The organism is Streptomyces sp. CBMA291, assembly GCF_014596525.1.
GTDB lineage: Bacteria > Actinomycetota > Actinomycetes > Streptomycetales > Streptomycetaceae > Streptomyces.
This window is the reverse complement of the sequence record NZ_MSJP01000047.1, coordinates 13748-27718: the sequence shown is the minus strand read 5'-3', so window position 1 is coordinate 27718 and position 13971 is coordinate 13748. Positions and strand designations below refer to the sequence as shown.

The following is a 13971-nucleotide window of genomic DNA, read 5'->3' as shown; positions in this document are numbered from 1 at the left end:
CGGCGGGCTTACTGTGGAGTCATGCGTCTCCACGTCGTCGATCACCCGCTGGTCGCCCACAAGCTCACCACGCTGCGCGACAAGCGCACGGACTCCCCGACCTTCCGGCGGCTCGCCGACGAGCTGGTCACCCTGCTCGCCTACGAGGCGACCCGGGACGTCAGGACCGAGCAGGTCGACATCGACACCCCCGTCACGCGCACGGCCGGCGTGAAGCTGTCGTACCCGCGTCCGCTGGTGGTCCCGATCCTGCGCGCCGGTCTCGGCATGCTCGACGGCATGGTCCGGCTGCTCCCGACCGCCGAGGTCGGTTTCCTCGGCATGGTCCGCAACGAGGAGACGCTGGAGGCGTCGACCTACGCCACCCGGATGCCGGACGACCTCTCGGGCCGCCAGGTGTACGTGCTCGACCCGATGCTGGCGACCGGCGGCACGCTGGTCGCGGCGATCAAGGAGCTGATCCGGCGCGGCGCCGACGACGTGACCGCCGTGGTGCTCCTCGCCGCCCCCGAGGGCGTCGAGGTCATGGAGCGGGAACTCGCGGGCACCCCGGTCACCGTGGTCACCGCCTCGGTCGACGAGCGCCTCAACGAGGACGGCTACATCGTCCCGGGCCTCGGCGACGCGGGCGACCGGATGTACGGCTCCGCCGAGTAACGACTCCGGACGTACGACACGCACCGCCTCAGGCGTACGGCTCCGCCGATTCGACGAATTCGGCCGGACGGCTCCACCGCGTGACCCGAATACGTCAAGTAGGACCGTGAAAACGGAACCGGAAGTGCCGATTCTCCGTGCGACCGGAAAAGGGCGGGCCCGCCGAGGCCCGCCTTTTCCGTCGGTACGGGCCCGTCCTTCCGGGCGGTGCAGACCCGTCCTTCCCGTCGGTACAGACCCGTCCTTCCGGGCGGTACGGGCCCGGTCGGTACGGGCCCGCCCTTTCCGTCGTTACCGGCTCAGCACTTCCCGGTCGGGAGCGGCGCGGGCTTGTTCAGGGCGATCAGGGCCGCGTCCGCAGTCGCCTTCGGGTCCAGGGTCTTGAAGGCGGTCCCGATGATCAGGTCGACGTCGGCGGTGGCCCGGGTGTCCGTCTTGGTGGCGGCGCCCTTGAGCTGGGTGCCGAGGACGGGGAAAGCGCCCTTGACGGCGCCGGGCGGGCCCAGCAGCAGCCCGAAGCCGGGGACCTTCTTGTCGTAGGCGGCGGGTGCGTTCCCCACCTTGCCGATTTTGAACCCGCGCTTCTTGAGTTCGTCCGCCGTCGCCTTGGCGAGACCGCCGCGCGGGGTCGCGTTGTAGACGTTCACCGTGATCTGCGCGGGCTTCGGCCGGGTGGCGGCGGTCGCGGTGGTCGCCTGGGGCTCGGGCTTGCAGTCGGCCTGCTTTCCGGCCGCCGTCTTCCTGCCCTCGTCGCCCGAGAAGACGTCCACGAGCTGGAGCGTGCCCCAGCCGGCCCCGCCGAGCACGACCACGGCTGCGGCGGCCGCGAGGACGAGCCTGCGGCGGCGCCGAGGGCGGCGCATGCGGGGGTAAGTGTCCCCTGTGACGCGGTACTTTCCGCCCATTCCTGGGGGAGTGAGCATGCTCATGAACGCAGCGTAGTGCCGCCCGTCGGGGATGCCTACTTGATGATCATGTGATCGCGTCCGGATGGGGGCGAACCATCCCCGAACGGGTCAGCCGACGCGACCGGGCCGATCGTCGGGGCCGATCGCCGGGATCGGTCGCGGGGACCGATCACCTGGACCGGTCGACCGGACGGGTCAGTCCATCTCCAGGACGCGGGCGTGCAGCACCTGCCGCTGCTGGAGCGCCGCGCGGACGGCGCGGTGCAGCCCGTCCTCAAGGTAGAGGTCGCCCTGCCACTTCACGACATGCGCGAAGAGGTCGCCGTAGAAGGTGGAGTCCTCGGCGAGCAGCGTTTCGAGATCCAGCTGGCCCTTGGTGGTCACCAGCTGATCGAGGCGCACCGGGCGCGGGGCGACGTCCGCCCACTGGCGGGTGCTTTCCCGGCCGTGGTCGGGATACGGCTTTCCGTTTCCGATGCGCTTGAAGATCACACGGAAAGCCTACCGGTCGAGCGGCTCCCGGCGCAGCCATGCGCGGGCAGTGGGATGCTGGTGCGAACCGGGACGAATCGGAATTGGGGTGCCGTGATGAGCGCGAGCGAGCAGCCGCCCGAGGTGCCCGTCGGGCCCGCCGCCGAGATCGCCGCCGGATACGCGTTCGAGGGCGCGGCACTCGAACTGGGGGCGCTCCTCTGGGACGGCGTCTGTCACCCGGACGCGCCGATCCGGATTCCGCTCGCCGTACTCAACCGGCACGGGCTCGTCGCGGGCGCCACCGGGACCGGCAAGACGAAGACGCTCCAGCTGATCGCCGAGCAGTTGTCGGCGCACGGGGTGCCGGTCTTCCTCGCCGACGTCAAGGGCGACCTGTCGGGGATCTCGGCGCCGGGCGCGGAGAGCGGGAAGGCGCGGGAACGGGCCGGACAGGTCGGGCAGGAGTGGCGGGCGACGGGCTTCCCCGCCGAGTTCTACGGGCTCGGCGGCACCGGTCCCGGCATCCCGGTCCGCGCCACGGTGACCGGCTTCGGCCCGGTCCTCCTCGCGAAGGTGCTCCAGCTCAATCCGACCCAGGAGCAGTCCCTCGGCCTGATCTTCCACTACGCCGACGCCAAGGGGCTCGAACTGGTCGACCTCAAGGACCTGCGGGCGGTGGCGGCGTTCCTCGTATCGGATGTGGGCAAGCCCGAACTCAAGGGAATCGGCGGTCTGTCGACGGCGACGGCGGGGGTGATCCTGCGCTCGCTCACCGCCTTCGAGCAGCAGGGTGCGGGGGAGTTCTTCGGGGAGCCGGAGTTCGACACGGGCGAGCTGCTGCGGACGGCGCGGGACGGGCGCGGGATCGTCTCGGTCCTCGAACTGCCCGCCGTACAGGACAAGCCGCAGCTCTTCTCGACCTTCCTGATGTGGCTGCTCGCGGACCTCTATCACGATCTGCCGGAGGTCGGGGATCTCGACCAGCCGAAGCTGGTGTTCTTCTTCGACGAGGCGCATCTGCTCTTCAAGGGGGCGTCGAAGGCGTTCCTGGAGTCGATCACCCAGACGGTTCGGCTGATCCGGTCGAAGGGCGTGGGGGTGTTCTTCGTGACGCAGACGCCCAGGGACGTTCCCGCCGACGTCCTCGGGCAGTTGGGCAACCGCGTGCAGCACGCGCTGCGCGCCTTCACCCCCGACGACGCGAAGGCGCTGAAGGCGACCGTACGGACCTTCCCGAACTCGCCGTACGACCTGGAGGAGGTGCTGACCGGTCTGGGCACGGGCGAGGCGGTGGTGACCGTACTGAGCGAGCGGGGCGCGCCGACCCCGGTGGCAGCGACCCGGCTGCGGGCTCCGGAGTCGCTGATGGGGCCGGTGGACCCGGCGGCCCTGGACGCGGCGGTGAAGGGCTCGCCGCTGTACGGGCGGTACGCGCAGGCGGTGGACCGGGAGTCGGCGTACGAGAAGCTGACGGAGGGGGAACGGGAGACGGCCGGGTCCGCGCCCGCCTCGGGTCCGGGGGCCGCCTCGGGGTCCCCGTACGGGTCGGGATCAGGGGCCCCTTCCGGGCCGGTCCCGGATCCCCCTTACGGGTCCGGGCGGACGAAAGCGAGGGCCCCGGAGGAGGAGCCCTCGCTCGTCGAACAGGTCGTCGGCAGCGGGATGTTCAAGTCCCTGGCGCGTTCGGTCGGCACCCAGCTGGGCCGGGAGATCAGCCGCTCGCTCTTCGGAACCGCCCGCCGACGGCGTTGATCACACGGCCGGCCCGGTCGGTGCGGCGGTCCGCCCGGTCGGTGTGATCGTCTTACGGACGTGTCAGCCGGTGACCTCGTCGTGGCCGGTGTGGAGACCGCCGCCGCCGGTGCCGCCGCCGGTGGTCGGGACGGAGGTGACCGGCTTGCGCAGGGACGAGATGTCGTGGGCGTAGGTGCCCACGGCGTTGGCGATGACGCCGATGTTGGCGGCGAAGGCCGTCATGTTGATGTTCTTCAGGTCGTCGCCCTTGGCGTGGTAGTTCACGTCGTACGCGACGCCCGCCTGGCCGCCGAACTTGGCCGCCTCCGCCGGGGACTTGATGCCCTCGGCGCCGGTGAAGGTGCCGCCGGAGGGGATGCCGACCTCGATGAACGGGCCGTAGTCGGAGCGCCCGGTGAAGTCGGTGCCCGCGTGCGGGAGCCCCTTCTTGTCCATGTAGTCGGTGATGTCACGCTCCAGCTGGGCGGAGCCCGCCGGGCCGGGGCCCTCGCCGACGCCGTCCGAGTCGTCGCCGTCGTAGACGAACAGGCCGTAGTTCGGCGACGCGATCATGTCGAAGTTGAGGTAGAGCTTGATCTCGCTCTTGTCGAGCGCGGTCAGGTTGTCGACGTAGTGCTGGGAGCCGAGCAGCCCGTTCTCCTCGGCGGACCACCAGGCGAAGCGGACCTTGTTGCGGACCTTCTCCTTGGACTTGGCCAGTTCGAGGGCGGTCTGGAGGAGGCCCGCGGAGCCGGAGCCGTTGTCGTTGATGCCGGGGCCCGCGGTGACGGAGTCGAGGTGCGAGCCGAGCATCACGGTGTTGGCGGCGTTGCCCGCGCGGGTCTCCGCGATGACGTTGTTGGTGGTCCGGATCTGCTGGAGCTGGCGGATCTCCACGGAGAGCGTGACCGGCCCGGCGGCGAGGTCGGCGGCGAGCCGGGTGCCCTCGTCCTGGGTGAGACCGCCGGTCGGGATCTTCCCGGAGGCCGCGTCGCCGAGGGTGCCGGAGAGGATGCCCTCGGTGTTGTTGTAGATCAGGGCGGCGGAGGCACCGGCGGCGGCCGCGTTCTGCTGCTTCACGGCGAAGGTGCAGCCACCCCGCTTGATCAGGGCGATCTTGCCGGTGAAGGTGTCGGAGGCGAAGTCGGAGGGCTCGCAGCCGTTGGTGCCGTCGGCGTCGATGGGGGCCGCCACCAGGCCCGCGGTGATGCCGCCGACCGGGGTGGACTTGGTGTACGACATCGCCTTGACGTCGATCGTGCGGGGCGCGGGGGAGACGACGGAGGCCCGCTCCGCCTGCGTCTCCGTGTACTCGAAGTCGAACTTCTGGTACGAGACGTCGTAGCCGGCCTTCTTCAGCTGCGTGTACACGTACGCGGCCGAGGCGTCGTGCCCGAGCGAACCGGCCGCACGGTGACCGCCGGCCGAGTCGGCTATCGCCTGGAATTTCTGGAGGTGCTTGTAGGCGTCCTGGGCGGTGGTCTCACGCACCAGCTTCTTCGCCAGCTTGGCGGCATCGCGGGCGGGTGCGGCCGCGGGGTCCTGCCCGGCGGTCGCGGGGGAGGCGAGGACCAGCGGGGTGGCGAGTGCGGCGGCGGCCAGAATGGCCGCGGCACGACGCTGGGTTGCGTTCACAGAGGTCCTTCCCGTTGCGTACGAGGATGAGGGGAAGCTAGCGATGTGCGGGGCCCTTTGTGAACACCTTCTCCACAATTCCTGTCGCAGGACGGAGGATTGAAACCTGGAATACGCAATTCCCTGGGGGTTCTGGGGAGTTGGAGGGGTGTTGGGGTGTTGGGGTGTTGGGGTGTTGGGGTGTTGGGGTGTTGGGGTGGATGGGTGGATGCCTGCGGGCCTGCGCCTGCACCCGCGCCCGCCGTGCCTATGCCTGCCTGCGCCCGTGCCCGTGTCCGTGGGCGTGTCCGGGTCCGTGCCCGTGGGCGTGGCTGGTCCTGCGGTTGAGGGCTTCGGGTTTGCGGGCTACGGCCGGGACGGCGGGTGGGCACCTCGGCGCGGCGGTGCTCCCGATCCATCATCACCGCGCGGCGGGCCGCCCGCCCGGCGGGAGCGTCGCCCGCACGCGCGGGACCGGCCTCCCGTGCACGAGGGACCGGCCTCTCCCGCGTGTCCGGTCGGCGTCTCCGGAAGGGGCCTCCGACAGGGGGTTGCGGTCAGCGTCCCCCGACCCGTACCGCCGAGTCCTCGCACCAGGCCAGGACCGAGGGCCAGGGGCCGTAACCGGTGTCCGGGTTGAGGTGCTCCCCGCCGGGTACGCGGTCCATGTCGAGGCCGAGCGGAAGCCCGTAGTGCAGATCGGCGCCCTCGGGGCAGTACGGGTCCCCGTCGCCGTACACGAGCCGCGCGGAGAGCGGTCCTCGCGGGGTGAGGTCGAGACCGTCGGCGAAGGCGGCGATCGGCGGGATCGAGGCGGTCACCGGGGGTGAGGGCGGGGCGACGAGCAGCACCCGGTCCGCGTCCGGGCGGCGCGCGCCCGCCCGCAGCCACAGCAGGACGGAGAGGCTGTGGGCGAGCACCACGAACTCACCCGATGCGGGCCGCTTCCCGTACTCCTCCAGGACCGCGAGCCAGTCGTCGAGGACGGGCGCGTCCGGCTCAGGGAGCTGCGGGTACCGCACCTCGTGGCCGCGCGCCCGCAGCTCCCCGGCGAGCCAGTGCTGCCAGTGGCCCGGCGGGCGCCGGTTCTCGTAGCCGTGCAGGATCAGGAAGGTCTTCGGGGCGTCGCTCGTCATGACGGGATGGTGCGCCCGGGGGGAAGGTCCGGTCCAGCCCGTTTCAGCGGGCGGTCAGGACCGCAGCCGGAGGAGTTCCCGCATGCCCTCCTTGAGGCGCTCGGCGGACAGTTCGCGCTCGACCGCCAGATGGTGCATCAGCTCGGGCGAGAACGGCGCGAGCAGCAGATGGGCGAGGAGCGCGCTGTCGGCCTCCGGCCTGATCCGGGCGACGAGCAGCGACACGTGCGCGTGCATCAGGTTGTACGCGCCGCTGTGGTGACGGGCGCGGGGCGCGGCGGAGTGGGCGGCGAGCAGGATCTCGCGCTGTTCGCCCGTCCGGTCGACGAGCGCGTCGAGGAAGGCGTCGAGCCGCTCGGCGGCGGGCGCGCCGGGGCCGAGCGGCGGCGGACCGCTCATGTACGCCTCCTGGAACCGGCGCTCGCGGTCGTCGAGGAGCGCCCACAGAAGCTGGTTGACGTCGCCGAAGCGCCGGTAGACGGTGCCGACGCCGATGCCGCTGGCGTGGGCGACCTGGTTCATGGTGACGGCGGCGGGCCCCTCCTCGGCGACGATCCGGGCGGCGGCGTCGAGGATCCGGCGCCGGTTGCGCGCGGCGTCGGCCCGCTCGGGAACGGGGGAGTCGAGACCGGGGAGAAGCTCCAGGGGCCGCGCGGGCTCCAGACCCCCTAGGGGGGCGGGGACTGCACGGGCGCCCGGACCCGGACCCGGGCCCGTAGGGGTCGCCGAATTCGCACCCGCACCCGCACCCGGGCTCGGGGCCGTAGGAGTCGCCGTACCCGCACCCGGGTTCGGGCCCGTAGGGGTCGCCGTGCCCGCACCGGGGCCGGTACTCGCCCCCGTGGGCGCGCTCGCGGGCTCCCCGCCGCTCCCGGCCCTCGCCTCGGCCCCTGTCCGGGCTCCTGCCCCGGCCCCTGTCCCGGTCGTCATCTCGGTCCCCGTCCCGGGGGTCTCCCTGCTCATCCGTCGACTCCTCGTCCCGCTCCCGCCGCGTCCCGTCTCCCCTGCTCCGGTCGCTCGTGCGCTCGCTCGCCCATTGGCTCCTGGGAACCGAGCATACCCGGTCCCCTTGCCAACCGGATAGGAATCCGCTTAGCCTTCCGATCGAAACGGAAAGTAATCCGGTTGAGGAGAGAGCCATGTCCGTCAAGGTCGCCGTCGTCTACTACTCGTCCACGGGTGCCGTCCATCAGCTCGCCCGAGCCGTCGCCGAGGGCGCGGAGAAGGAGGGCGCCGAGGTGCGCCTGCGCCGGGTGGCCGAACTCGCCCCCGAGGCCGCCATCGACGCGAACCCGGCGTGGCGCGCTCATGTGGACGCCACCGGGGACGTGGAGATCGCCACGCTGGAGGACCTGGAGTGGGCGGACGCGTACGCGCTCGGCTCCCCGACCCGCTTCGGCAACGTGGCCGCGCAGCTCAAGCAGTACGTCGACACCACGGGCGGCCTGTGGCAGCGCGGCGTCATGGCGGACAAGCCGGCCACGGCGTTCACCAGCGCGCACAACCTGCACGGCGGCAACGAGTCGACGCTGCTCGCGCTCTACAACACCTTCCACCACTGGGGCTCGGTCATCGTCTCGCCCGGCTTCACGGACCCGGCGGTGTATGCGGCGGGCGGCAACCCGTACGGCACCGCGCACCCCGCCGCGAACGGCGCCCCCGGCGAGGAGGTCCTCCAGGCCGCGCGCTACCAGGGGGCCCGTCTGACGAAGATCGCCAAGCGGCTGAAGGGCCTGGCCGACGCCTGAGCGCACAGGGCTGCGACAGGGCTCACGTACCCCCGGGGTGGATACCCCCGGGGGTACATCTGTTAGGGTCGATTGCATACCCCCAGGGGTAATCAAGCCTCCCGGGCCGCCACGCCGGCCCCCTCCGAGGCCGTGCCACCGGCCCCCCTAGGGGCCCGATCGACCGGCCCTTACGGCCCTTAGGGCCCTCAGGGTTCGCGAAAGGAGGGCGGCGTGCCGCCCACAGACCCCCTCGTCGCCCCGTCGGGACCGGCCCGATGCTGATCGCGCTCGCGGCCGGGGCCGTCGTCGGCCTCGCGCTCGGGGCGCTCGGCGGCGGAGGCAGCGTCCTCGCCGTCCCCGTCCTGATCTACCTGCTCGGCTTCTCCCCGTCCGCCGCCGCCACCGCGAGCCTCCTGATCGTCCTCGCCACCTCGGCGACCGCGCTCTACGGCCACGCGAAGGACGGCAACGTCCGCTGGCGGACCGGCGCGCTCTTCGCGGCGGCGGGACTCGTCCCCGCGGCGCTCGGCGGCCTTCTCGCGGCCCACCTCCCGGAGACCCTGCTGACCGCCGGGTTCGCGGCGGTCGCGGGGATCGCGGCGGTACGGATGCTCAGGCCCGCGGCCCCGGCGGAGGGCGTCCGTCGCTCGACCGGCGCCGTCGCGGGCGCGGGCGCCGGGCTCGGCGCGGTCACCGGAGTCCTCGGGGTGGGCGGCGGCTTCCTCACCGTGCCGGCCCTGGTGCAGGTCGTGGGCCTGCGGATGCGGACGGCGGTCGGCACCAGCCTGCTGGTCGTCGCCACCAACGCGCTCGCCGCGCTGCTCGCGAGGGCGGGCACGGCGCAGACGCTGGACTGGGCGGTGGTCGCCCCCTTCGCGGGAGCGGCGATCCTGGGCGCCTGGGACGGCCGCCGCCTCGCCTCGAAGGTCTCGGGCGACACCCTGCGCCGCGTCTTCGGCGCGGCCCTCCTCGCGGTGGCGGCGCTGATGCTGCTGGACGCGACGGTGCTGTGAGCACGGCCCTACGGGGAGGACCCGTACGGGGCGGACCCCCTACGGGAGGGCCCCCTACGGGAGAGGGACCCTACGGGCCCAGGCCCCGGCCCCACCCAAGGGGCTCGCGCCCCACTCCCGCGCCCACTCCCACCCGCACGCCTACGCCAGCGACAGGAAGAGCTTCTCCAGTCGGGCGCGCATGGCGTCGCGGTCCTCGCCGTTGCGGCGGCCGTCCTCGACGTCCGTCAGGCACTGCTGGAGACCGGTCGCGATGATCGCGAACCCGGCCCGGTCGAGGGCGCGGGAAGCGGCGGCCAGCTGGGTCACGACCTCCTCGCAGTCGCGCCCCTCCTCGATCATCCGGATCACACCGGAGATCTGGCCCTGAGCCCGCCGGAGCCGGTTCAGGACCGACTTCAGCTCCGCACCCGCGAGATCCAGTTCCACAACCACTCCTCCACCGATACCCCAGGGGGTAATTTACTCCCCACCACGGGGCTCCCGTCGAAGACCAAGGATGACACTTGCCATGACCTCTCCTCTCCTGCTCGACCCCGACCAGGCCCTCACCCGGTTGGCCGACCTCACGGTCGTCGACGTCCGCACCCCGGGCGAGTACGCCGCAGGGCACGTGCCGGGCGCCGTCAACGTGCCGCTCGACCGGCTCGACAGCGCCGTTCCGTCCCTCCGGGAGGCGGCGGCACAGGGGACGCTGCTCATCGTCTGCCAGTCGGGCAACCGCTCGGCGCGGGCCTGCGCCCAGCTCGCGGGCCAGGGCGTCAGCGCGTACGACCTCGCGGGCGGTACGAGCGGCTGGGCCGCGCGCGGCCACGCTCTGGAGCGCCCGGCGGGCGCCCCGGCGAAGGCGGCGTGGGCGATGGACCGCCAGGTCCGCCTGGTCGCGGGCTCGCTCGTCCTCCTCGGCCTGCTCCTCGGCCTCCTGTTCCACCCCGCGTTCCAGCTGCTCTCGGCGGCGATCGCCGGCGGCCTGGTCTTCTCGGCGCTCACCAACACCTGCGGCATGGCGATGATGCTCGGCAAGCTCCCGTACAACCGAGGCAACGCGTGCGCGGTCGACCTGGACACCACGCTGGCGGGGCTGCGGCGGGGAGACGGGGCGTAAGAGGCCCGCTGTCTGGGAGCCGAGGCGGTCCCTCGGCTCCCAGGCAGCGGAAACGGCGGGGCGCGCTACCGGGGCCGGAGCTGCTCGAACGGCCTCAGGTGTACGGCGACGGAGCCGTAGAAGTGGTCGACGGCCTGGTCGACGCTGCGGATGAACCCCGATTCCGTACTGCCCCGGCTGCCGCCCATCCCCTTGAAGAGGGAGAGACGGAATCCGGTGATCACCGCGCTGTCCTTGGGCAGCAGATCGCCGGGCTCGGGCCGCAGCCGTTCCAGGGTTCCGCGCGGCCCGCTCCGGCCCTCCAGCAGGGTCTCCACATGCAGGTCGGCCGGGGCTTCCTCCAGGGCGCGCAACAGTCGCTTCGCGACCGACAGGGGGTAGGAGCCGTCCGGCGGGGGAACGTCGATGGACGTACGGATCTTGCTCGTCCGCAGGTCGGCGGTGATGGACAGGACGCTCCGGGTCCCGTCGACGCGTACGTCGGCGGAGAGCTTCCCTTCCTCGCAGAGCCGGTCGGCGAGTTCCGCGCGCCGTGACTTCGGGTCGGAGCCGCGTCGGGCCCGCTGCACGGGCAGGGCCTTCTGCCCGAGTTCACCTCCCAGCCGCAGACAGACCTGGCGGATCAGCCGCTCCCAGCTCTCCACCACCTCCACCGCGCGAGGATCGCCCTGGCACAGGGTCTCGCCGTCGATTCCGTTGCGTACGGGAACCCAGGACGGGCCCATGTTCTGGAAGCCGTGACAACCGGAGTTCTCGTGCCGGAGGTAGTGGAGCAGCTCCTGGAGCAGCCACGCGTGTGCCGCGTTGCCCACGCCCTCGTGCCGGATCAGCATCTGTGCCTGGTGCGCCACCTCCGCCCACGACAGGTGCCAGAGCGAGACCTTGTGCTTACGCCGTCCGTCCGTCTTCACCTCGACCAGCGGACTGCCCTCCAGGGCGACGTCGTTGGAGAGCGTGATGACGGCCTCGTACCCGCGTCGGGCGGCGATGTCCATGTAGTTCTGGACCTGCTCGGACTTCAGGGAGTTGCCGTTGGTCTTGGTCTCCACGAGCGCGGTCCACAGCTTGCCGGCCCGTTCCGTGCGGATGACACCGTCCGGGCGCTTGGGGCTGTCACCGTGCGGGAGCGACACCTCGGTGAACGTCTGCATCCGTCCGGCGGGAGCGCCGAAACCCGCGGTCAGGCGACGGCCGAACTCCGGCACCTCCGCCATCACGGAGAGCAGCACCGAGGTCGCGCGTACCTCACGTTCCCGGTCGCTCTTGTAGGAGGGGGCGGGGAAGAGCCGGGCGGGCTTCCAGGAGTCGTTTTCGGCCAGGGACTTCCTGGGGGCTTTCGGGAGGGTGACCTTCTTCTTGGCTGTCCGGGTGGCACGGCGCTTGGCGGTCGGCGGGGTGTCGTCGGCTGGTGCGGCGACGGCCGCGGGACGGGTGAGCCCGTCGGAAACGGCAACGGGAGCGGGGGCGGAGACGGTGGAGGTATCCGTAGCGGAAACCGCGCCGTCCAGACCTGATTCCGTCGCAGTGGACTTTGTCATGTCGGGGGAGCCCGGAACGGGTCCGGGAGCCCCGCTCTCGGCCTCCGTCCCGGGCGTGGCCGGTTCCTCCCCCTCATCGTCGTCCTCGTCGACGGAGATGCCGAAGTCGGTGGCGAGCCCGGCGAGACCGGTCTCGTACCCCTGTCCCACGGCGCGGAACTTCCACTCGTCGTTCCGCCGGTACAGCTCCCCGAAGATGAAGGCTGTCTCGACCGTGGCGTCCGGGATGGAGAAGCCGAGCAAGGTTTCGCCGGAGCGGTCGGCGACCGTCATGCGCAGGTCGTCCAGGTCCCCGAAACAGCCGCGGTCCTGGCTGGCCGCGACCACGATCGTGGCGATGTCCGCGGGGATCGCCGTCAGGTCCAGGCTGATCCGGTCCTCGTTGCCGTTCTCCGTCGGCACCTTTCCCAGGAGCTGCACGCTGCCGTCCTCGGCGGCGGGGTGGTTGTAGAAATAGAAGTCGGAGTCGTCGCGCACCTTGCCGTCGGCGTCGACCAGCAATACCGAGACATCGGCGTCGCCTTCGCCCGTGTCGCTGCTCCAGCTCAGGCCGACGACGACCGAGCCCACGTCCTCGCTGAGGGCGGCCAGCCCGATGTTGGCTCCCTTGGACATTTCGTGCATACGTTTCCCCCCGGCCCCTGGTGGCGAATGGCGCTCCGGTCGGTGTGCGCCTGAGGGGAACCGTAACGTCCGCAAAGGGGAAGCGAGGAGAGAATGTGAAAATTGGACTAACTGGATGGCGACGGCGGCCGGGCCTGGCGCGCCTCGCGCCCGCCGAGCCCGGCCCTCCTCTCGTCCCCTCCCCTCACTCCTCCCCCGGTCCCCCCTCGTCGATCGGGCGGATGACGACCGGGTAGGTCGGGGTGCCGGGGGGTTGGGGGCTGCGGGCCGCGCGGGTGGCGATCTCCGTCGCGCGGTCAAGGGAGGGGCAGTCGAGGATCCAGAAACCGGCGATGACCACCTTGGTCTCCGGGTAGGGGGCGTCCGTGACGACCGGTGCGCCGGTGGCGTCCACCGTGACGAACCGGGTGGTGGACGGGGCGGCGAGGCCCTGGGCGTCGATGAGTTCACCCGAGGCCCGAAGCTCCTCGTTGAGTGCCCCCATGTGCGAGAACATGGCCTGGAGGTCCTTCTCGCCCCAGGTGGGGCCGCCCGCCGTAGACCGGCCGGCCATCGCCTCGTAGTCGGTCTCCGTGCACTCCACCATCACCAGGTACTTCATGACGTCCTCCTCGCTCCTCGCGGGGTTCACCGCTTCCCGCAGGACAGTCGGAGGCGCGGCCCGGGGCCCGGCACCGCGCGGGCATTCATCGCAAAAACCGGAAAAATCACCCGACCGCACCATGATTCCGGTGTGAACGCCTTCAGCTACTCCGCCGCCTTCATCGCCTTCTTCTCCGTCATCGGCCCCCCGAAGATCCTTCTGGCCTTCGCCGGGCTCGCGCAGGTCCACCCCGCCCGGCAACTGCGCACCATCGCCCTGATCTCCTCCGGCATCGCCGTCCTCGTCGGACTGGTCACCGGCATCACGGCCCCGTGGCTGCTCGACCTCTTCCACATCAGCACCCCCGCCCTCGAACTCGCGGGCGGTGTCATCTTCTTCATCTACGCGGTGGGCCTCGTCCTCGGTTTGCACTTCGGCTCCTCCACGAGCACGCAGGACGCCCCCGACCTGGTCAGCGGCGTCCGCCAACTGCTCATGCCGTACATCGTCAGCCCGCTCGCGATGACCGCCGTCCTGATCGAGGCGGCCGCCCGCTACTCCTTCAGCTGGCGTTCCACCGTCGTCGGCGCGTACGTGTCCGTCATCGCCCTCGACCTGATCTGCGTCCTGCTGCTCACCCGCGTCCTGCGCCGCACCCACCACGCCACGATCGAACTCCTCGGCCGCCTTCTCGGACTCCTGCTCGCCGCCGTCGGCGTCGACCTGGTCCTCGACGGCCTCGCGGCCCTGGGAGTGCCGGGGCTGTACGTACGGCATTGAGGGGGCGCGACGAGGCAGGGGAGGGACGGAGGAGGAGGCGGGACGGGGCGGGGGAGGAGGGCGCGCCCGGGGCCG

14 protein-coding genes are annotated in these 13971 nt (G+C 71.7%); 6 read left to right on the top strand and 8 right to left on the bottom strand.

Annotation, left to right across the window (positions count from 1 at the left end; translation table 11 throughout):
- Nucleotides 1–21 precede the first annotated feature (21 nt).
- Nucleotides 22–657 carry a uracil phosphoribosyltransferase gene (upp, locus tag BU197_RS13055; protein WP_188268419.1) on the top strand — a complete coding sequence of 212 codons (636 nt, stop codon included), beginning with the start codon at nucleotides 22–24 and terminating at the stop codon, nucleotides 655–657.
- A gap of 299 nt (nucleotides 658–956) precedes the next feature.
- On the opposite strand, the gene BU197_RS13050 is transcribed toward upp, so the two are convergent.
- Nucleotides 957–1586, bottom strand: a complete 630-nt coding sequence (locus BU197_RS13050; protein WP_188268418.1) for a LytR C-terminal domain-containing protein — start codon at nucleotides 1584–1586, stop codon at nucleotides 957–959.
- Nucleotides 1587–1760: 174 nt separating this feature from the next.
- Nucleotides 1761–2057, bottom strand: a complete 297-nt coding sequence (locus BU197_RS13045) for a type II toxin-antitoxin system VapB family antitoxin (RefSeq protein WP_015034993.1) — start codon at nucleotides 2055–2057, stop codon at nucleotides 1761–1763.
- Nucleotides 2058–2153: 96 nt separating this feature from the next.
- Here BU197_RS13045 and BU197_RS13040 point away from each other — a divergent pair, with 96 nt between their 5' ends.
- Entirely contained in the window at nucleotides 2154–3791 is a 1638-nt protein-coding gene (locus BU197_RS13040) for a helicase HerA-like domain-containing protein (RefSeq protein ID WP_188268417.1), read from the top strand.
- 63 nt (nucleotides 3792–3854) lie between these two features.
- Here BU197_RS13040 and BU197_RS13035 read toward each other — a convergent pair whose 3' ends face one another.
- From BU197_RS13035 to BU197_RS13025, 3 genes are all read right to left on the bottom strand, one after another.
- A complete protein-coding gene (locus BU197_RS13035) occupies nucleotides 3855–5408 on the bottom strand; it encodes a M28 family metallopeptidase (RefSeq protein WP_188268416.1) in 1554 nt (517 codons plus the stop codon).
- A gap of 536 nt (nucleotides 5409–5944) precedes the next feature.
- Nucleotides 5945–6523 carry an RBBP9/YdeN family alpha/beta hydrolase gene (locus BU197_RS13030; RefSeq protein WP_188268415.1) on the bottom strand — a complete coding sequence of 193 codons (579 nt, stop codon included), beginning with the start codon at nucleotides 6521–6523 and terminating at the stop codon, nucleotides 5945–5947.
- 54 nt (nucleotides 6524–6577) lie between these two features.
- Nucleotides 6578–7486, bottom strand: coding sequence for a TetR/AcrR family transcriptional regulator (locus BU197_RS13025; RefSeq protein ID WP_317452023.1), 909 nt, complete (start codon nucleotides 7484–7486; stop codon nucleotides 6578–6580).
- Between the two features lie 176 nt (nucleotides 7487–7662).
- On the opposite strand from BU197_RS13025, the gene wrbA reads away from it, so the two are divergent.
- Nucleotides 7663–8271: an NAD(P)H:quinone oxidoreductase gene (wrbA, locus tag BU197_RS13020; RefSeq protein WP_188268414.1), complete on the top strand. Its 609-nt coding sequence runs from the start codon at nucleotides 7663–7665 to the stop codon at nucleotides 8269–8271.
- 257 nt (nucleotides 8272–8528) lie between these two features.
- Nucleotides 8529–9266 carry a sulfite exporter TauE/SafE family protein gene (locus BU197_RS13015; RefSeq protein WP_188268413.1) on the top strand — a complete coding sequence of 246 codons (738 nt, stop codon included), beginning with the start codon at nucleotides 8529–8531 and terminating at the stop codon, nucleotides 9264–9266.
- 141 nt (nucleotides 9267–9407) lie between these two features.
- Here BU197_RS13015 and BU197_RS13010 read toward each other — a convergent pair whose 3' ends face one another.
- Nucleotides 9408–9695, bottom strand: a complete 288-nt coding sequence (locus tag BU197_RS13010; protein WP_188268412.1) for a metal-sensitive transcriptional regulator — start codon at nucleotides 9693–9695, stop codon at nucleotides 9408–9410.
- Between the two features lie 82 nt (nucleotides 9696–9777).
- On the opposite strand from BU197_RS13010, the gene BU197_RS13005 reads away from it, so the two are divergent.
- Entirely contained in the window at nucleotides 9778–10371 is a 594-nt protein-coding gene (locus BU197_RS13005) for a rhodanese-like domain-containing protein (protein ID WP_188268411.1), read from the top strand.
- Nucleotides 10372–10436: 65 nt separating this feature from the next.
- Here BU197_RS13005 and BU197_RS13000 read toward each other — a convergent pair whose 3' ends face one another.
- Nucleotides 10437–12533 (bottom strand): TerD family protein, encoded by a 2097-nt coding sequence (locus BU197_RS13000; protein ID WP_188268410.1) that lies wholly within the window; start codon nucleotides 12531–12533, stop codon nucleotides 10437–10439.
- Nucleotides 12534–12717: 184 nt separating this feature from the next.
- Nucleotides 12718–13134 (bottom strand): YciI family protein, encoded by a 417-nt coding sequence (locus tag BU197_RS12995; protein ID WP_188268409.1) that lies wholly within the window; start codon nucleotides 13132–13134, stop codon nucleotides 12718–12720.
- A gap of 132 nt (nucleotides 13135–13266) precedes the next feature.
- Here BU197_RS12995 and BU197_RS12990 point away from each other — a divergent pair, with 132 nt between their 5' ends.
- Complete coding sequence (locus tag BU197_RS12990; protein WP_188268408.1) at nucleotides 13267–13896, top strand: MarC family protein; 630 nt, start codon at nucleotides 13267–13269, stop codon at nucleotides 13894–13896.
- The last annotated feature ends 75 nt before the right edge of the window (nucleotides 13897–13971 follow it).